Below are 18069 nucleotides of genomic sequence, written 5' to 3'. Positions count from 1 at the left end.
AGGAAAAGGTAACAATGCAGAATACAAACAGACTCCAACCCAAAAATGACAAAGTTCTTGTCGTCGGCGGAGGTCTTGGTGGAATTCGAACAGCTCTTGACCTCGCTGAGGCCGAGAAAAACGTTATTCTCGTCGATAATGATTATACCATCGGCGGTCTGATGACCCAGCTTGACAGAACGTTCCCGACAAATAACTGTGACCTCTGTACCCTTGCCCCCATCTTTCGGAAAGTGGCAGGCAGGAATTCATTGAACTGCTGTCGATGACCAGTGTTCAATCGATTACCGGAGAAAAGGGTGACTTTACCGCCCAGGTTCGTACGGAACCCAGGTACATTAACGAAGAAAAATGCACAGCGTGTGGTGCCTGCCATGAACATTTTCCCGAATGTGTACGCTTCACTCCGGGTCTTGATCACAGGGCACCGACATGCATGCGCTATCCTCAGGCAACACCCCAGGCCTACTCCATTGACCTGGAAAAATGCGAAGATGTTGAAGCCCTGGTAAAAATCTGTCCGGCGGGAGCCATCAATCCGGACGATATGGCCATTAACCGTGAGATTAAATGTGGTTCTGTGGTTCTGGCCCCCGGGGCTGATCTCTTTGATCCCAGTGGTCTCGATTATCTCGGCTACGATGCCTACCCTGATGTGGTTACCAGTCTCGAATACGAACGGATTCTCTCGGCATCCGGTCCGACAGACGGTAAACTGCTCCGTCCCTCAAACGGAAAACAGCCCAAAAAGGTCGCCTGGATCCAGTGCATCGGCTCAAGGGGTATCCAGAAAGGTGCCGGTGAATATTGCTCAAACGCGTGCTGCATGTTCGCCCTTAAGGAAGCTATCGTCACCAAGGAACGATTCCAGGAAGACATTGAAACGACGATTTTTTATATGGATATGCGGACGTTCGGAAAAGATTATGAACTCTATTTCCAAAGGGCCAAAAATGATTTTGGCATCCGCTTCCTGCGAAGTCGTCCACACTCCATTCTCCAACCGGAAGGTTCGGACACATTGACCATCACCTACACCAGTGATGACAGTACCACACAAAATGTGGAAGAGTTCGATATGGTCGTTCTTTCCACCGGTTTCAAGACATCGGAAGAAAGCCGAACTCTTGCACGCAACCTGGGCCTTGAACTGAACAGGCACAATTTCCCTGTCACCGACGGTTTCAATCCGGTTGCCACCACCAGGCCGGGAATTTATGTGGCCGGAACATTTGAAAGTCCAAAGGATATTCCGGATACCATGGTTCAGGCCAGTGCTGCGGCATGTATGGCCGGCCAGGATGTGGCACTTTCTGAAGAAAAGAAAGAAACAGAAACGAGTGAACCGCAGCTGGAAAGAAACGTCCTTGGAGAAGAACCTCGGGTCGGTGTTTTCATCTGCGACTGCGGCGAAAATATTGGAGGGGTAATCGATGTCGACACTCTGGTCAGTCAGGCGGAAAAACTCCCCAATGTGGTCGTAGCCAAAGCGGAAGGCCATGGCTGCAGCCGTATTTCAATGGAAAAAATAAGAGCATCCATTGAAGAGGAAAAACTGAACAGGGTCGTCATCGGCGGCTGTTCACCCCGGACACATCTGGCAAAATTCCAGGATCTGCTGGCCCAGGCCGGACTGAATAAATATCTGCTGGAAATTGCCAATATCAGGGACCAGGCCACCTGGGTTCATGGCAACAAACCTGAGGAAGCTCTGGCAAAGGCCGGTGATCTCATTAAAATGTCGGTTTCGGCTGTCATCAAAGCGCAACCACTTGCGGACCAGACCCTTCCTATCAATAAAAACATTCTGGTTGTCGGTGGCGGCGTCACCGGTATGACATCGGCCTTGCGCCTGGCTGACCAAGGATTCCAGATTTACCTGGCTGAAAAATCAAATAAACTGGGGGGTGTTGCTGCCAGGATCATAAAAACCCTCGAAGGCGATGATGTCCAGGAGTTTCTTACGGATCTGATCAAAAAGGTTGAAGACCATGAGAATATTCAGGTCATCACCGGTGCCATTATCGTTGATCACTCCGGTATGCCCGGAATGTTCAAGACCGGTATGCAGGTCGGCCCCCAGATGTTCTACAGGCAGATTGAACACGGTGTCACCATCATGGCAACCGGTGCCGTACCCAATCCCATAAAAGAATACTCATTGGGAGAAACGGATGCGGTCATGACCCAGCTGGATACTCAGAAACTGATTTTCGAACAACCGGAAACAGTCAAAAACTGGGATAATGTTGTCATGATCCAGTGCGTAGGTTCACGTACTGCCGAGAACCCGAACTGCTCCAGAGTGTGCTGTCAGACTGCAGTCAAAAACGCCCTTGCCATCCTGAAGATCAATCCGGATGCACGTATTTTCGTCCTCTACCGTGATATGAGAACATACGGTTTCCAGGAGGAATATTATAAAGAGGCCAGAGAAAAAGGTGTTATTTTTGTTCGCTACAGCGAGGATCAGAAGCCGACAGTCAGCCCTGACGGTAAACAGGTCAATGTGAGTTTTATTGATCCCATTCTCGGCAGAGATGTCACCGTCACAGCTGATGCTCTCTGTCTCAGCACCGGCCTCATAGCTGACAACGATTCCACCGAGGAACTGGCGATGATTTTCAAACTGCCCAGGACCGCGGATGGTTTTTTCCTTGAGGATCATGTCAAACTGCGTCCGGTTGATCTGGCGACTCCCGGCTTCTTTGTTGCGGGTACGGCCCATGCACCAAAACTGATCAAAGAATCAATTTCACAGGCGAATGCTGTGGCCTCCAGGGCCCAGACCATGTTGGCCCGTGATTCGATCAATCTTGGTGCCGCAACAGCCAGAGTTGATGGAAAACTGTGTGCAGCCTGTCTCATCTGTGTCCGCGAATGCCCGTTCGGTATTCCTTTTATTAATGCGGATGGCTATTCTGAAATTGACCCGGCCAAATGCCATGGCTGCGGTATGTGTGTTTCAGAGTGTCCTGCCAAGGCTATTCAATTGATGCAGTTTGAGGATGACAGGATTCTCGCCAAGCTGGAAGAACTTTTTGAAAAGGTAAATGCATAATGGAAAATTTTGAACCGGTAATAGTAGCTTTTTGCTGCCACTACTGCGCATACACCGCTGCAGACATGGCAGGAAGCCAGCGACTTCCGTATCCTGCAAATGTGAAAATAATCCGGGTACCATGCTCGGGAAAAGTCGACGCACTGCATATTGTCAAGGCCTTTGAGAATGGCGCTGACGGCGTTTACGTTGCGGGTTGCCTGGAAGGCGACTGTCATTTTAAAAACGGCAATGAAAAAGCGGCCCGCAGGGTCAACTACGTCAGGAAATACCTGGAAGAAATAGGAATCGAAAGTGAACGGCTCGAAATGGTGACAATGTCGGCCGGCATGGGATATCGTTTCGCCCAGACAGCGACTGAAATTACGGAGAAAATCCGTAAACTTGGTCCGAGTCCGATAAAAGCGGCCATGGCCTGATAACTGCTGCTGCCCCTTGCGTATTTTCCAACTGGAATCCATTGGGCGGCACCGACTGACAACGACACCGTTGGCGGTATAAATTTTAAAGGAGAGTGAACCACAATGATCACTGCTGAACGAAAACCTTTAGAGGAACTCATTGAATATATCAAGCCATTCAAGCGCATCCTTCTTCTCGGTTGCAACGAATGTGTCACCGTCTGTGCGGCAGGCGGTAGAAAGGAAGTGGGACTGCTGGCCTCCGGCCTTCAGATGGCCCTTCTCAAGAGCGGTAATAATATCGAAATCAAACAACATACTCTTGAGCGCCAGTGTGACCCTGAATATGTAGAAGAACTGGTGCAGATGATTGACGGCGCAGACGCTGTCATGTCCATGGCCTGCGGCTGTGGTGTACAGCAGATTGCCATGCGCTACAAGGACAAGCCGGTTTTTCCGGCCCTGAACACCAAGTTCATGGGGGCCTCGGAACGCCAGGGCGTCTGGGCTGAAAGGTGCCAGGGATGCGGTAACTGTGTCCTTGGAATTACCGGCGGAATCTGTCCCATCGCCAGGTGCGCGAAACAACTGATGAACGGTCCCTGTGGCGGATCCACAACAGGGAAATGTGAGATCAGTGAAGATGTCGAATGTGCCTGGCAGCTTATTTGGGACAGGCTCAAGTCACTTGGTCAGGAAGACCGCTATGTTGAAATCATGCCTGCAAAAGACTGGAGAAGTGGTGGAGGAAGCGGTCCAAGAAAGATTATCAGAGAGGATTTGGCAGAATGAAAACAGAAAGTGTATTGGAAAAAGTATTAGCCGCCGGACATCTAGCAGTCACCTCTGAGTGTGGTCCTCCCCGTGGAGCGCAGCCTGACAAGGTGAGGGAAAAGGCAAAATATCTGGCCGGTATTGTTGACGCCATTAACGTAACCGACAATCAGACGGCAATGGTTCGCATGTCCAGTCTGGCTGCATCTACGATTATCAAGCAGGAAGGGCTGAATCCACTGCTGCAGGTCGTCTCCAGGGACAGAAACAGGCTTGCCATGCAGGCAGATATTATTGGTGCCTATTCTCTCGGAATTGACACCATGCTCTGCCTGTCAGGTGATCACACCAAATTTGGTGATCACCCCATGGCCATGAATGTTCACGATATTGACTCCATCCAGATGATCCAGATGGTCAAGCAGATGCGTGACGAAGAAAAATTCCAGGGTGGTGCAGATCTGAAAGGGGCCCGAAGATGTTTATCGGTGCTGCTGCTAACCCGTTTGCCGACCCCTTTGAACTGCGTGTTCTTCGCCTGGAAAAGAAAATAAACGCGGGAGCCGATTTCATCCAGACCCAATGTATTTTCAATGTGGACAAATTTGAAAAATGGATGGAAGGTGTGAGAGCTCGCGGCCTCCATAAGAAATGCTATATTCTGGCAGGGGTAACCCCCTGTAAATCCGCAGGAGCCGCCAGGTTTATGGCAACCAAGGTTCCGGGGATGGATGTTCCCCAGGAAATTGTTGACCGGATCAGTGCTGTACCAAAAGAAAAACAGGCCGAAGAAGGTATCGCTATCTGTGTAGAAACTATTGAACGCCTGAAAAAAGTCGAGGGTGTTGCCGGTTTCCACATCATGGCTATCGAATGGGAAGAAAAAGTTGAAGAAATCTGCGAAAGAGCAGGACTTCTTCCCCGGCCTCAGGTATAAAAGTATCAGGACTTTAAATCCATTAATGGTAGAAGGAGGAGCTAATGAGCGACGGCCAACTTATTCTGGTAGTAGATGACGACACCGATCTCGTGGAAATGGTTTCCATGAAGCTTGAGAGTGAGAATTTCCGTGTTGCCAAAGCGTATGATGGCATTGAAGCTATGGATAAAATCAAAGCCGAACGTCCCGCTTTGATTATTCTTGACGTAATGATGCCGAGAAAAGACGGTTACACTCTCTGTGATGAACTGAAAAACTCCGACGATTACAAAGATATAATTATTGTTCTGCTGACTGCGGTCACAGAGGCAATTTCCAGCACCAACTACACCCACATGGGCGGAAAAACCACCCTGGCCGATGACTTTGTCACCAAGCCGATCGATCTGGATAAACTGATGGAAATAGTTAAAGACAATTTGTAAGAAAACCGTCAGAGCTACACCCGGATTTCCCGACCACTGTGTTTTTCAGAATACCCGAAGTGCGGGAGACGTTTTTACCGTAATTGGGAATTCACTGGTTGTTGTACCTAAAGGGCATAAACACCCGAAGGGCATAAACACCCAACTGGCATGAATAACTGGTGAGGAGGAAATCCGGGCAGGAAATGATGGAATGAAAGGGAATTTCGTTGTCCGAAGCAAATCATAAACCCACAATCGGTGGGCTGAAATTCAGCGAAGAACTGGTCCAGGTTTCTTTTACCGGAAGAGAAAAGAACGATTCTTCTTTTAACGAGATTCTTCGTCTTATTGCTGACAAAAGAATAAACATCACTTTTCTCTGTCATGCATTGACTACGTCTGAAGACTGCAAAAGCAGTTTCTGTGTTGCCAGGGAAGATTACAGCCAGGTTCAGGCCATCCTGGATTTTTCATCTTTCAGTAATCTGCAGAGGACAGTTTTTCATTCCGTCGGTACAATAACCCTTTTCCCCCATCGCAACAGTTTCAACCTCCTCGGATTGATTGTCCGAATCTTCGGGCAATCCGGTTATCCGATTTATTCCATGGGGAGTTCAATTTCCGCCCTAGCTGTCAACACAGAATTCAGTGCTCTTGATTCCATTGCCGAAAAACTGCAGATGGAACTCATCCTCCCGGAAAATCACGCTCCTTTTCGCCAGGAATTCCATCTGAAAGAAATCCGTTGAACCCGGTTCCCGGAAGATATGGCCACTAGTTACGGGATCAGTCTGATATATTTTTTGTCTTTTTTGTGGAGGAACGTTTTTGGAAACAATTGCCGTCTACTGGGAATCCAAAATCAAGGTTTATGGTATTTCTCTGAAACAGGGACTGGTACTGGTTCAGATTACCGTTCCATGTGACCATATCCAAATCATCGGGGAAAAGCTGCTTTGTCTGGATGATTCCGTCTATCGTTTTGAATTCATTACCCAGGACTATATCGATTCTCATTACCTGCGACTCAATATTGTCCTTGATGAATCAAACTGGAGTGCTGCCCGAACTCAGATTGAGCAATTCACAGCAGTTGACGGGTGTACTCTCAATATACTCACATCCATGGAACTGGTTTTTCTTCACGGGCCTCATTTCCAGGACAGATATGGTATTGCCGATGCGGTTTTCTCATCACTGGTCCAGGAACAGATTGATATCATCACCGCCGGCTGTGCCGGAACCAGCGTATACCTGCTTCTCCGGGAAGGGTTTGGTCTGCAGGCCCACGAAGTCCTGAACAAGGCATTTATCATTCCAACAACATCGTAATCCTGCCGGAAAGCTCTGCCTCCGATTTTTCCTGTGGATCAAATGGCAAAACAATCACATACAGAAATATGACTGATACATTGAAAAAAGAAGATGCGACTGATGACTGGAAAACCCATGTCTTTGACTCTCTTTCCTTCCCCACTCTCATACTCAGGCCTGACAGAACCATTGTTGCCGCCAACAGAAAATTTTTCCAGAAAACCGGTCTTACAGAAAATCAACTTATCGGTGATACATGTAAACACCTTTTCTTCGGAGACAGCGATCACGACAATCTGCCCTGCAACTCTTCCCAATGTACCTTGGCAAAATGTATCAGTGAAAAGCGTGCCCTTTCCATCGTTCTCAATGACCGTGATGAAAATGGAGATAAAACCTGGGAAGAACGTGTTTTCTCCCCCATTCTTGACAGCCGGGGAGAAGTCTCATATGTCATTGAGAGCCTAAGGGATATCACTAAGGTAAAAAAACTCGAAAAAAAATATATTGACGTTCGGGAACTGATTGACAAGGTCGTACAGAGTTCTGCCAGCGCCATTATGGCAGCCAACAGGAAGGGTGATATCATCCTCATGAACAAGGCCGCGGAAGATCTTTTCGGCTATACGGTGGAGGGGGCCAATCATGTCAACATAGAGGATTTCTATCCTCCGGGAGTTGCGCGCCAAATCATGAGAAAGCTGCGGGACGAAAAGAACGGAGAAAAGGGAAAACTGCCCATTACCAAGGTCAATATTATAACCCGGGATGGCGAAGAGATACCCGTTGAAATGACAGCGGCAATCATTTATGAGGAAGGCCGTGAAGCTGCAACTGCTGCCATTTTCAATGACCTGAGAGAAAAACAGGCTGTACAGAAAAAACTTGAAGAAGCTGAAATTCAACTCGTTCAGTCAGAAAAACTGGCGTCTCTTGGCAGATTGGCAGCCGGAGTAGCCCATGAGATAAACAATCCTCTAACCTCCATCCTTCTCTATGGGAACCTGATGCAGGAAAAACTAGATGAAGATAATCCCCTGGGTGAAAACCTCAGATACGTTCTTGAAGATGCGGAGAGATGCCGGGAAATAGTTAAAAATCTCCTTGCCTACTCCAGGCAGACCAGCCCATCCAAAGACATTTTCTACCTGAATAATCTCGTTGGTGAAAGTCTCCGCCTCATACGAGACCAGAAACTGTTCATGAACGTCAAGATTGTCAAAGATCTGGACGACTACCAGATTCTCATTAACGCGGATAAAAACCAGCTGTGCCAGGTACTCATTAATCTCATTATCAATGCCTTTGATGCAATGGAGGGACACGGAACACTCACACTCAAGACGTACCGTGACAAAAAAAAGAAAAAGGCCTATCTTGAAGTTTCTGATACGGGCAGCGGTATTCCCGAGGAGAATATTTCCAAGGTGTTTGACCCATTTTTTACAACCAAGGAAGTGGGTAAAGGTACCGGACTCGGCCTCAGTATGGCATATGGCATCATGGAGGAAAACCAGGGCAAGATCTCTATAAAGAAAACAGGGCCGGAAGGAACAACTATTCTTCTGGAGTTTCCGGAGGAAGAAATATCCAGTGAATTTCATTTTGTCTCAATCGGTTAACCCGCAATTCTCATCAGTTCAAGGATGCAGGAGAATTTAATCAAAGCATGGTCTGGCCGAATGACTCAGCTCATCATGCCCTTTGGGTATTTATGCCCTTTGGGTACAAAAAAATGAATGAAAATCCGACTGCGGCAAAACGACCTTTGATCGCGAGATTTTCAGATAATAAATAAAAATAAAAATAGACACTCGACTCTCCCTCAAAAAAACTGTATATTCTTTTTGATTTCTCTTTACAATTACAACAGTATGAACTGCAGAAGGAGAATATCTCAATCTCTCTGCAAGACAAACTTTGTATACAACAATGTCTTATCCGTCGGGAACCCGGCTTCCCGTATCTTTCCACCAGTAGTACATTTTTTTAAAACAGGAGAAGAAAACAAGCATCATTCACGACTTTAAAGTATTATTAAAATCGATATGATGTTACACGTGAATTGATAAAGAAAACTTAAATCCTGCAACCAGTAAATTTACCGGAGATACGCGGTATCAATGGTGTTGACGTATTTGCATACTTCAAACTGGTGAAAACGAAATAGATTCAGCAGATAAACGTAAATTCCGAAATTACTGATCCCGCAGGGTAAAAAATGAAAATTCACTTCACCAGAATGGTGAGTGAACGTGATTACTGATTGGGTACACAATATTTTCTGAAGTGAAGAATTTCAGGTAAAAATAATTCCACGGGGTTTCCTTTTAAAGTGTTTTAAAAGGAAACCCCGTACAATGGAAACTGGAACTGAGGGTATAAAGATTTAACTATGAATATCAATATACTGTTTGGTTTGGCTGGTATTGTCTGTCTTGTTGGATTGTTTATTCGTTTCTCCAGTTGGTTTTCTCTAGGGTTGAAACCGCCCGGAAAACAGACATCAGAAAACAACAGGTTGTCCGAATCTCTGAAGGGAGGGATCGGAACCCTTTTCGGTGCCGGATTGTTCCAGGCTGTGCAGTCCTTTTTTCTCGACCATCTTTTCCAGAAGCGTATATTTGAAAAAAATCTTCTCCGCTGGGTAACACACACCCTGATATTTTTCGGATTCATTCTCCTTCTTTTCATGCATGCTCTCCATGGATAGTCTCCGAAAATATTTTCAGTGATTTTCAGCCGACCCTCAATCCCTATCTTTTCCTGCGAAATTTTTTCGGTGTCATGGTACTGATCGGACTGGGACTTGCCGTTTACAGACGCCTTTCCCTCAAGTCCAGGAGACTGAAAACAAATTCGGCGGACTGGGCGGCGCTTGTATTTATCGCTGTGATAATCTTTTCCGGAATGTTGCTTGAGGGAGCAAAAATGTCTTCCTATTCGACTTTCCAGAACATGGTGGATGAATATGGCGCACTGGATGAAGAGGAGACAAATGCACTGGCAGCTTACTGGGTCCAGGAAAACGGCCTTGTGGCTCCCACCCTGCAATCCCCCTGCCTGCCGAACTTGTAGCCTCAGGAAAAGAACTGAACGGCGACAGCTGTATCGAGTGCCATAGCGGCAACAGTTCCGCCTTCGCAAGTTTTACCCTGAAGGGAATCACAAGACCGATTGCAGCAATATTTGGTGATTCAGGAGCTGTATCCTTTTTCTGGTTTCTCCATATTCTTGCCTGCAGTGCATTTCTCGCGTGGCTGCCATTCAGCAAGATGTTCCACATTATCTCCGCACCTGTCAGCCTGATCATCAAACGAATCGCAGGAGAAGAAAGTGTACGTGACGCTCTTGTACCCACCCACCAGATGATAGGCCTGTCGGCATGCACCCATTGCGGATCCTGTTCCCTCGAATGTTCTTCAAATATGTTCTTTGAATCCTTTGGCAACGATTTTATTCTGCCCTCGGAAAAAGTACAGTTCCTAAAAGACTATGCTGCCGGTAAAATAACAGATGAGTTGCAGCTGGATCAATTGCAGCAGGGACTGTATGTCTGCACGAGTTGTGATCGATGTACAAAGGTCTGTCCGTCGGGTATAAACCTGAAAGAAATATTTGTAACCGCCAGATACAGTCTGCTCGACAGAGGGGTTCCTGAACCCTCAATGCTTGGCCATTTTTCTTTTCCCCTGGCCCTCGCCCGGAACTTTGTCGATGACCATATCAAGGCGCTCAAAACGGTCACTGCCCTTTTCAAAAAAAGCTTTACACAACTTTCAGAAATTGAACTCCCCATGGGACTTTCCAGGCAGGGCTATGAAAACAGCAGCTACAAAAGCTGTTATTCCTGTCAGCGCTGTACCAATATCTGTCCAGTGGTCAGAAGCTTTGACAATCCCTCTGAAGCACTGGGACTGCTCCCCCACCAAATCATGTTCAGTCTCGGTATAGGTAACACTGAACTTGCCATGGGTTCCCAGATGATCTGGAGTTGTTCCACATGTTATCTTTGTCAGGAGCATTGTCCGAATCAAGTGGAACTCTGTGATATTTTTTACAGTCTGAAAAACAAGGCAATAGATAAAATAGATGCAGGAGTCAACTCATGAAATACGCATTTTTTCAGGGGTGCAATATCCCGGCACGAATTGAACAGTACGCAACTGCCACCCAGGCAGTCTTCAATACATTCGGCGTTGAACTTGAAACTGTTCCAGAATTCAACTGCTGCGGTTATCCGGTGCGTAATGTTGACGAAAAGGCGTATATCCTGCCATCAGTCAGAAATATGGCCATTGCCGAAAAGCTGGGGTTTGATATTTTTGTAATCTGTAACTGCTGTTTTGCGAGTCTGCAGAAGGCGCGCAGATGTCTGCAAAAAGATCCTCAGCTGCAGGAGGACATGAATACGCTTCTGGCCAGGGAAGACCTGCGCTATACAGGCAAAACAGAGATTAAGCATTTTCTGAGCGTCCTCCACGATGAAATCGGCGTGGAAACAATCAAGGCGAAACTGGTGAAGAAATTTAAGGATCTCAACGTCGCCGTTATCCATGGTTGCCACATCCTCCGACCTCGGGAAATCACCCTCTTTGACGATTCCTTTGTTCCAAAAATAACAGAAACACTGATGCAGGTTGCCGGAATAAATAATCTGGAATGGCAGGGAAAACTGGAATGCTGTGGAGCTGCTCTTTCCGGCATAAATGATGAAATGTCCCACAAACTGCTTTCCGAAAAAATCGAGGGTGCAAGAAAAGCTGGAGCCGACTTTGTTGTTCCGGTCTGCTCATACTGCTATCTTCAGTTTGATACAACCCAGCTGAATCTTACAGATGAAAACGGCAATCCCCTTCCGGTACTCCTCTACCCCAGCTCCTTGGCCTCTGCCTTGGTCTTGATGAACAAAGCTTAGGTATCCTCACAAACAACACCATTAATTCTGTCAAAATCGATCAGCTCAAATCCCTGCTCGGCCCCCCTGTTGAAGAAAAGAAAAAGCGTAGGAAAAAAGTGAAAGCTGCTGCATAATATTTCCTGACTAGGTAGAATACCCAGCCTGAGACAAGAAAACTCTTCTTTATCAGGCTGACTCTCACCCTACAGTTTTTTTCCCTTTTCATTTTCCCGGAAGTGGTTACAGTTCCTGGTGTATTTAAACAAGGCTCTGTTTCTGAGTTGTACATTTTTTAGAGTACAGTATGAAGCATTATTGGTTTAATAATAACACACTATAATATCAATTGGAGTAACCCATGAGTAAAGTGATAGCTTTTGCCGGTAAAGGTGGAGTTGGAAAAACCACGGTTGCCACCCTCGTGATCCGCTACATGGCCCGGAAGGACAAGGGGCCTATACTTGCTGTTGATGCAGATCCGAACAGTAACCTCGGAGAGACAATGGGTCTGGAAGTACCAAGTACAATAGGGGATATACGTGAAACCTATATGAAGGATCCCCAGAGTATTCCATCTGGAATGGATAAAATAAATTATCTTGAAACCCTTGTTGAGCAAGCTATTATCGAACGTCCCCAGTTTGATCTGCTGGTCATGGGCAGACAGGAGGGTCAGGGCTGTTATTGTATGGTCAATAACATTCTTAACAATTTCACAGATAAACTGAGCGCTCACTATAAGTACATGGTCGTTGATAACGAAGCTGGAATGGAGCATCTCAGCAGAAGAACAAGTGGCAAGGTCGACATGCTCTTCATGGTCACTGACTATTCCCTCAGGGGACTGCGGGCCTTAAGGAGAATCCACGGTATGCTTGACGGACTGAACCTGAAGGTAAAACAGCTTGGAATCATTGTCTCCAGGGGACCGGAAAAACTCAGTGAAGCATTCCTCAAGGAAGTTGAAGAAATCGGCGTACCCATTGTCGGTGTCATTCCCGATGATCCTGCACTTCTTGAGTACGATATGGAAAAGAAATCATTGCTTGATCTGCCTGATTCCGCTCCTTCTGTCCAGGCAATTGAGAAAATTATGGACAAAAACTGCCCTGAATAAGAAATTTCCCCTACCCGGCATTTCCAAGACAAAAGGCGGGAACCAGAAAACCCGTCTTTTGTCTTCCTCCCCTTCACCCTTGAAATCAGCCGACTCCAAAAGATACAGCTCAAAACGGCCTGTTTTACAAATATAATCAGATCCGTTTTTTGACCTACATCAATGTACAACAGATGGCCTGGTGGTATACTTTTACCGTAACAGTATTAAAGTATATTTCAGATAAAAGTATGGCTTCCCCGCGCAGGAGCAGCCATTTCTAATCAGCCGAAAAAAAATCAGGGGAATCTCTATGAAATGCCCAGGTCAGGATATGCAGTACTGGACAGACAACGCCATATTTGAAGTGGACTGTCCCAAATGTGGAAAACCGGTAGAATTCTATAAAGATGATACCAGCAGAAAATGCCCCCATTGTGAAAACCGTTTCGTCAATCCCAAGATGGATTTTGGATGCGCGGCCTATTGCCCCTTCGCTGAGCAGTGTATAGGAACACTGCCCGAGGAATTCAAAGGAGTTCAGGATACCCTTCTGAAAGATAAGGTTGCTGTAGAAGTGAAACGATATTTCCACACAGATTTCAAAGCTATCAGTCGGGCAACTAAGATAGCCAGATTTGCTGAAAATATCGGTAAAGCCGAAGGAGGAAAACTGGCTGTCATCCTCTGCTGTGCCTACCTTGAAGGTGTTGCAGAAAAAAATGCTGAGGATATTTTGAAAAAATTGTCCACCAATGATGCCATTACGGATGAAGTGCTTTCAGTCCTGAAGCAACTGAAAACGGATAACGCACCAGATTCTATTGAGGCTCAGATCGTACATGATGCCGTTTCCCTGTTTTCAGAAGAAAACCCGGAGAATCAGTTTTTCACGAAAACCGCACAGGAAATGCTGACAGAACAGGCTTGAGCTGATTTTCTCAATACAACTCCTCTTGTCTCTTTTAACTATCTTATGTAAAATCAACTATCTTCTTAATTCGGGAATGGTTGACGATGCATCTTTATCTTGTGGGATATTTATCGTATAATCGGTAATATCAACACATTCAATAAATCCAGGTTGCATATATGCAGGGCACCATGGATTGGTGTATCAGAAAACCACCGTGAAGCTGATTCAGCTGCAGTAAAACCAGTTTTTTCTTCCATTTACGAATACGATTGCAATGGCATCAATACTTATAGTTGATGATGAACGGGGTATGAGAGATTTCCTGAGAATTTTCCTGGAAAAAGAGGGAAATTCCGTCGAAACTGCGGAAAATGGAAATATTGCCCTGGACATGATCCGAAACCAGGACTTTGAAGTTGTCGTCAGTGATATCCGCATGCCCGGAATCAGCGGCATTGAACTCCTGGAAAAAATAAAGGAAGAGAACCCGGACCTGCCTGTAATTATGATAACGGCATTTGCCTCTCCTGACGATGCCGTTCTTGCCATGAAGAATGGTGCCTTCGATTATATCTCCAAACCGTTCAATGTTGATGAAATCAAGGCTGTTATAGAGTCAGCCACCAGTAAACTTAAAAAGAGCAGCAGTACAAAGGAACAGAGTGACGCCTTCCCTGAAATTATTGGCAAAAGCAGGGAAATGTTAAAAATATTTGACATGATCAGGCGTATAGCCCCCACTCCAGCCAATGTCCTCATTTATGGTGAATCGGGTACAGGGAAAGAACTGGTGGCCCGTGCAATACACAACCATTCGAAAGTTGCCGAAGCTGCATTTGTTCCCATTACCTGCAGCGCTATCCCGGAAGACCTCATGGAAAGTGAACTGTTCGGCCATGTCAAGGGGTCTTTCACCGGCGCCATCGAAGACAAGCCCGGCCTGTTCATGGAGGCTGACAAAGGCACCGCTTTCCTGGATGAAATAGGTGAACTCACGCCAATCATTCAGACAAAACTGTTACGGGTCCTGCAGGAAAGAGAGATCAAGCCTGTTGGTGGTACCCGAATCCAACAGATTTCCATCCGTATTATTGCCGCCACCAACAAAATTCTGGAAGAGGAGATCAGCGCCGGCAGATTTCGGGAAGATCTTTTTTACAGACTGGCAGTTGTCCCTCTGCGGGTTCCCCCTTTACGCGAGAGAAAGGGAGATGTTCCCCTCCTTGTTGAACATTTTCTGAAAAAATACTCCAGACAGCTTGGCAAGGAAATTCAGGAAATATCTTCCTATGCCCTGGAAGTGTTAATGAACTATGATTTTCCAGGAAATGTCAGGGAACTGGAAAACATCATTGAAAGGGGAGTGGCTCTGGAGAGTTCCAATATAATTTTGCCCGAGAGCCTCACGCTCTATGGCCGAACCAGAAAAGAGGTAAAAGATGATTCTTTCTCAGAATCCGGCTCCCTCTTTCAGGCAGCTTCCAGTGAAGAGGAACTCTATGACCTTGGTATAGAACACGTAATGACCAATCTTGAAAAAAAACTCATCCTCCACACCCTGAAAAAAACCAATAATTCAAAAATGAAGGCGGCGGAACTCCTCGGAATCAGTTTTCGTTCACTGCGATACAAGGTAAAAAAATACGGGATCAGTTTAACGTGATTGACCTGAAATCATTAGCAGGAAAAGCTGAGCAGGCCGGCAGTGTCAACCAGATACTGAGGACTCAGCTCCTCTGGATGCTCCTGCTGCGGGTTATTCTCTATACTTTTCTCCTTGGTATAAGCCTTATTTTCCAGGGTGATCAGTTTGATGTTATAACCCTTCCCCAGAATATTTTAACTCTGCTCCTCCTTTTTATCTACCTGACAACAATTTTCTCTGCTTTTCATCTCCTGGTTTTCCAGGGTAATCTTCGTAAATTCGGCATTATACAAAATCTACTTGATACTTTTTTTGCATCTGTTCTCATTTTCCTGTCCGGTTCGTCCAACTCCATTTTCACGTCCGTCTATTTTTTCCCCATTATTTCCGGGGGACTTATCCTCCCAAGAAAGGGCGGCTTATTTGCTGCAGCCGCAGCAAGTCTCCAATACGGCCTGCTTCTGATTCTGGAAACACAGGGACTTTACCCCCGCTATCTTCTGGAATTCATATCATTTGTTCCCAGTGCCCCCCTTATGATTCTCAATCATTTTGCGGTGCACGGTCTGACTTTTTTCCTGGCAGCATTGCTCAGTGCACTTTTTGGCCTGCGCCTGCGCAGTACGGAAGACGCTCTTACTGAATCTATCCAGAAATACGACCAGCTCACAATCCTGTACAAACAGGTTTTTGACAATATTACCACAGGGATACTGACACTTGACAGACGAAATAGAATAACTTCGGCCAATAATGCCATCAAAAAAATCACGGGACACCCCCCAGAAAAACTCATAGGGGAAAAACTGTACTCACTTTTTCCAGACCTGGATCTTTCCCATCCCAACCTCAGAAATACCATTAATTTCGTTCGTTCCGATGGTAAGAAAGTCCGTATAGGTTACTCCCATATGCCCATACATGACGCGGGAAAAATGACAGACCGACGGGATAATGATCACAGCAAAATCATTACCCTGCAGGATATCAGTGAAATTGAGCGACTTGAGAAACAGGTCCGGCAGGCGGAGAAGCTCGCAGCTATCGGTATGATGAGTGCCTCAATTGCCCATGATTTCCATAACCCTCTCACGGCTATCTCCGGATCTGCCCAGGTCCTTGCCCATGAATTTTCCTCAGGCGGAGCAGGGAACAGAACGAATTATGAGCTGACCAAGATCATACTCAGGGAATCAAACAGACTCATCGATACAGTCAGAGATTTCCTGCGATTTTCACGACCGGAACATACGGATAAAAAATGGGTCTCATTGAAAAACTGTCTGGACGAGGTCCTTCAGGTCTGTCGCGCAGACCCTGCATGGCCTTCTACATGCAATATAGAAATAACACTCGACCATACCCTTGATATCTGGGCAGATGAGAAACAGATGTTTACCGTTTTCAACCATCTCATCCACAATGCGCTTTCCTTCTGCCCGAAAGGAAAGGAGATTATTACCGTTACAGCTGAAGAAATCCAGGAAACAGAGGAAGGTGAAATCCTCGAAATCAGAATCAGTGACAACGGACCGGGGATCCCGGAGAACAGGCGGGAACAGATTTTCGAACCTTTTTACACATCAAGAACTGACGGAACAGGGTTGGGACTTGCCATTGTGAAACAGACAGTGGAAATTCACAAGGGTACTATCGCAGTCAGTGAGGCCGAAAATGGCGGTGCTCTTTTCACAATCAGGTTGCCTTTACCGGCCCAGGCAGAATAGCTTCTACCTAAATCCTGCAATTGGCAAGTTTTTCGGAGATGCGAGGCATCAAGGGCGTAGACGTATTAACATACTTCAAGTACTTGATAACGAAGCAGATTCGATAAAATTGCCAATCCCCCAGGGCAAGGGAATAAAGAAAAAACAATCTCACTCTGATAGTGAGTAGTACGGCCCCTACTGCAATATTATAACTATCTGTTTATACATTATAAATATTTTTTCTTTGTTCCCGAAGTGCAGGATTTAGGTTCTATTCTTTTTTTCCTCCCTCTTCTATTGTCACGACCTCCTCTGCAGCAGGATCGGAAAAACGAAGATAATCCAGTTTCAGGTACACCGTCCCTGTACCGGCAGGATCAACAGCCGTGATCTCTCCCGCCACCCATAATTTTTTCCCGACCTGCAAACCTGACAGTTCTGGATAATCTTCGGGCGAAACTTCGGAGACAACCAACACTCCAAAACCATCTTCGGAGACATCCAGTTCCACCTTGGCGGTTTTTTCATCTTTCTTCGTCAGGGAAAAAAAATAGACAGGCCACATCACCGGCAACTGTGCAAATTTCCGGGTAGCAACCTTTTCATCAAAACCTTCCATTTCATTTAACTGCTCAAGAAGTTCACCTGGAGAGGGTTTGAGAAAAAACGTTGTCGGTTTAGGTTCCTTCTCAGACTGTGATTGTCCCTGGACTCTGGCTGCTTTGATTTCCACCTTTACCGGGATCTTTTTTTCAGGAATTTCCTTCGACTTTTTGTTCTTCTGCTGCAGATAAATACCTCCTGCCACGAGAACCGCAAAGAGAATTGCCGCCGCCGTCAGGATTATTCTTTCCTTGTAACGAATAATAAAAGCTTTAATCTTTTCAGGTAATTCTATTTTCATTA

General features: G+C 46.1%; 17 protein-coding genes and 1 pseudogene. 17 read left to right on the top strand and 1 reads right to left on the bottom strand.

From position 1 onward, the window contains the following. The first annotated feature begins 14 nt into the window (after positions 1–14). From LO777_RS04555 to LO777_RS04475, 17 genes and pseudogenes are all read left to right on the top strand, one after another. The gene (locus LO777_RS04555) at positions 15–269 is read left to right on the top strand and encodes an FAD-dependent oxidoreductase (RefSeq protein ID WP_228856371.1); all 255 of its coding nucleotides are present in this window, start codon (positions 15–17) and stop codon (positions 267–269) included. Further along, a complete protein-coding gene (locus LO777_RS04550; protein WP_228856370.1) occupies positions 266–3061 on the top strand; it encodes an FAD-dependent oxidoreductase in 2796 nt (931 codons plus the stop codon). Before LO777_RS04555 ends, LO777_RS04550 begins: the two co-directional genes overlap by 4 nt. After that, on the top strand, positions 3061–3480 hold the full coding sequence (locus LO777_RS04545) for a hydrogenase iron-sulfur subunit (protein WP_268907510.1): 420 nt from the start codon (positions 3061–3063) through the stop codon (positions 3478–3480). Before LO777_RS04550 ends, LO777_RS04545 begins: the two co-directional genes overlap by 1 nt. A 105-nt stretch (positions 3481–3585) precedes the next feature. After that, complete coding sequence (locus LO777_RS04540) at positions 3586–4254, top strand: methylenetetrahydrofolate reductase C-terminal domain-containing protein (RefSeq protein ID WP_228856369.1); 669 nt, start codon at positions 3586–3588, stop codon at positions 4252–4254. Next, a pseudogene (locus tag LO777_RS20920) lies at positions 4251–5173 on the top strand (methylenetetrahydrofolate reductase). Before LO777_RS04540 ends, LO777_RS20920 begins: the two are co-directional and overlap by 4 nt. A 44-nt stretch (positions 5174–5217) precedes the next feature. Then, on the top strand, positions 5218–5601 hold the full coding sequence (locus LO777_RS04530; protein WP_228856368.1) for a response regulator: 384 nt from the start codon (positions 5218–5220) through the stop codon (positions 5599–5601). A gap of 209 nt (positions 5602–5810) precedes the next feature. Beyond that, a complete protein-coding gene (locus LO777_RS04525) occupies positions 5811–6332 on the top strand; it encodes a hypothetical protein (protein WP_228856367.1) in 522 nt (173 codons plus the stop codon). A 79-nt stretch (positions 6333–6411) separates the two neighbouring features. Further along, a complete protein-coding gene (locus LO777_RS04520) occupies positions 6412–6915 on the top strand; it encodes a hypothetical protein (RefSeq protein ID WP_228856366.1) in 504 nt (167 codons plus the stop codon). Between the two features lie 68 nt (positions 6916–6983). Further along, on the top strand, positions 6984–8519 hold the full coding sequence (locus LO777_RS04515; protein WP_228856365.1) for a PAS domain S-box protein: 1536 nt from the start codon (positions 6984–6986) through the stop codon (positions 8517–8519). 773 nt (positions 8520–9292) lie between these two features. Continuing rightward, positions 9293–9610 (top strand): hypothetical protein, encoded by a 318-nt coding sequence (locus LO777_RS04510; protein WP_228856364.1) that lies wholly within the window; start codon positions 9293–9295, stop codon positions 9608–9610. Beyond that, on the top strand, positions 9541–9975 hold the full coding sequence (locus tag LO777_RS04505; protein WP_329955719.1) for a respiratory nitrate reductase subunit gamma: 435 nt from the start codon (positions 9541–9543) through the stop codon (positions 9973–9975). Before LO777_RS04510 ends, LO777_RS04505 begins: the two co-directional genes overlap by 70 nt. Positions 9976–10172: 197 nt before the next feature. Beyond that, positions 10173–11009 carry a 4Fe-4S dicluster domain-containing protein gene (locus LO777_RS04500; RefSeq protein ID WP_228856362.1) on the top strand — a complete coding sequence of 279 codons (837 nt, stop codon included), beginning with the start codon at positions 10173–10175 and terminating at the stop codon, positions 11007–11009. Continuing rightward, positions 11006–11815: a CoB--CoM heterodisulfide reductase iron-sulfur subunit B family protein gene (locus LO777_RS04495; RefSeq protein WP_228856361.1), complete on the top strand. Its 810-nt coding sequence runs from the start codon at positions 11006–11008 to the stop codon at positions 11813–11815. The genes LO777_RS04500 and LO777_RS04495 overlap by 4 nt, the downstream gene beginning before the upstream one ends. 340 nt (positions 11816–12155) lie before the next feature. Then, positions 12156–12914: an ATP-binding protein gene (locus LO777_RS04490; protein ID WP_228856360.1), complete on the top strand. Its 759-nt coding sequence runs from the start codon at positions 12156–12158 to the stop codon at positions 12912–12914. Positions 12915–13206: 292 nt separating this feature from the next. Continuing rightward, on the top strand, positions 13207–13824 hold the full coding sequence (locus LO777_RS04485) for an NAD(+) diphosphatase (protein ID WP_228856359.1): 618 nt from the start codon (positions 13207–13209) through the stop codon (positions 13822–13824). 259 nt (positions 13825–14083) lie between these two features. Then, positions 14084–15472, top strand: coding sequence for a sigma-54-dependent transcriptional regulator (locus LO777_RS04480; protein WP_228856358.1), 1389 nt, complete (start codon positions 14084–14086; stop codon positions 15470–15472). After that, positions 15469–17181, top strand: a complete 1713-nt coding sequence (locus tag LO777_RS04475) for a two-component system sensor histidine kinase NtrB (protein WP_228856357.1) — start codon at positions 15469–15471, stop codon at positions 17179–17181. Before LO777_RS04480 ends, LO777_RS04475 begins: the two co-directional genes overlap by 4 nt. Before the next feature lie 253 nt (positions 17182–17434). On the opposite strand, the gene LO777_RS04470 is transcribed toward LO777_RS04475, so the two are convergent. Further along, positions 17435–18067, bottom strand: coding sequence for a hypothetical protein (locus tag LO777_RS04470; RefSeq protein WP_228856356.1), 633 nt, complete (start codon positions 18065–18067; stop codon positions 17435–17437). Positions 18068–18069: the final 2 nt, after the last annotated feature.

This window comes from Desulfomarina profundi (assembly GCF_019703855.1).
In the GTDB taxonomy this organism is placed as follows: Bacteria; Desulfobacterota; Desulfobulbia; order Desulfobulbales; family Desulfocapsaceae; genus Desulfomarina; species Desulfomarina profundi.
This window is presented reverse-complemented; position numbering and strand designations above follow the sequence as displayed.

Coding starts and splice junctions, on each gene's coding strand:
- LO777_RS04485 (WP_228856359.1), top strand. CDS start 13,207: ATGAAATGCCCAGGTCAGGATATGCAGTACTGGACAGACAACGCCATA.
- LO777_RS04555 (WP_228856371.1), top strand. CDS start 15: ATGCAGAATACAAACAGACTCCAACCCAAAAATGACAAAGTTCTTGTC.
- LO777_RS04470 (WP_228856356.1), bottom strand. CDS start 18,067: ATGAAAATAGAATTACCTGAAAAGATTAAAGCTTTTATTATTCGTTAC.
- LO777_RS04510 (WP_228856364.1), top strand. CDS start 9,293: ATGAATATCAATATACTGTTTGGTTTGGCTGGTATTGTCTGTCTTGTT.
- LO777_RS04545 (WP_268907510.1), top strand. CDS start 3,061: ATGGAAAATTTTGAACCGGTAATAGTAGCTTTTTGCTGCCACTACTGC.
- LO777_RS04500 (WP_228856362.1), top strand. CDS start 10,173: ATGTTCCACATTATCTCCGCACCTGTCAGCCTGATCATCAAACGAATC.
- LO777_RS04495 (WP_228856361.1), top strand. CDS start 11,006: ATGAAATACGCATTTTTTCAGGGGTGCAATATCCCGGCACGAATTGAA.
- LO777_RS04515 (WP_228856365.1), top strand. CDS start 6,984: ATGACTGATACATTGAAAAAAGAAGATGCGACTGATGACTGGAAAACC.
- LO777_RS04480 (WP_228856358.1), top strand. CDS start 14,084: ATGGCATCAATACTTATAGTTGATGATGAACGGGGTATGAGAGATTTC.
- LO777_RS04490 (WP_228856360.1), top strand. CDS start 12,156: ATGAGTAAAGTGATAGCTTTTGCCGGTAAAGGTGGAGTTGGAAAAACC.
- LO777_RS04540 (WP_228856369.1), top strand. CDS start 3,586: ATGATCACTGCTGAACGAAAACCTTTAGAGGAACTCATTGAATATATC.
- LO777_RS04550 (WP_228856370.1), top strand. CDS start 266: ATGACCAGTGTTCAATCGATTACCGGAGAAAAGGGTGACTTTACCGCC.
- LO777_RS04530 (WP_228856368.1), top strand. CDS start 5,218: ATGAGCGACGGCCAACTTATTCTGGTAGTAGATGACGACACCGATCTC.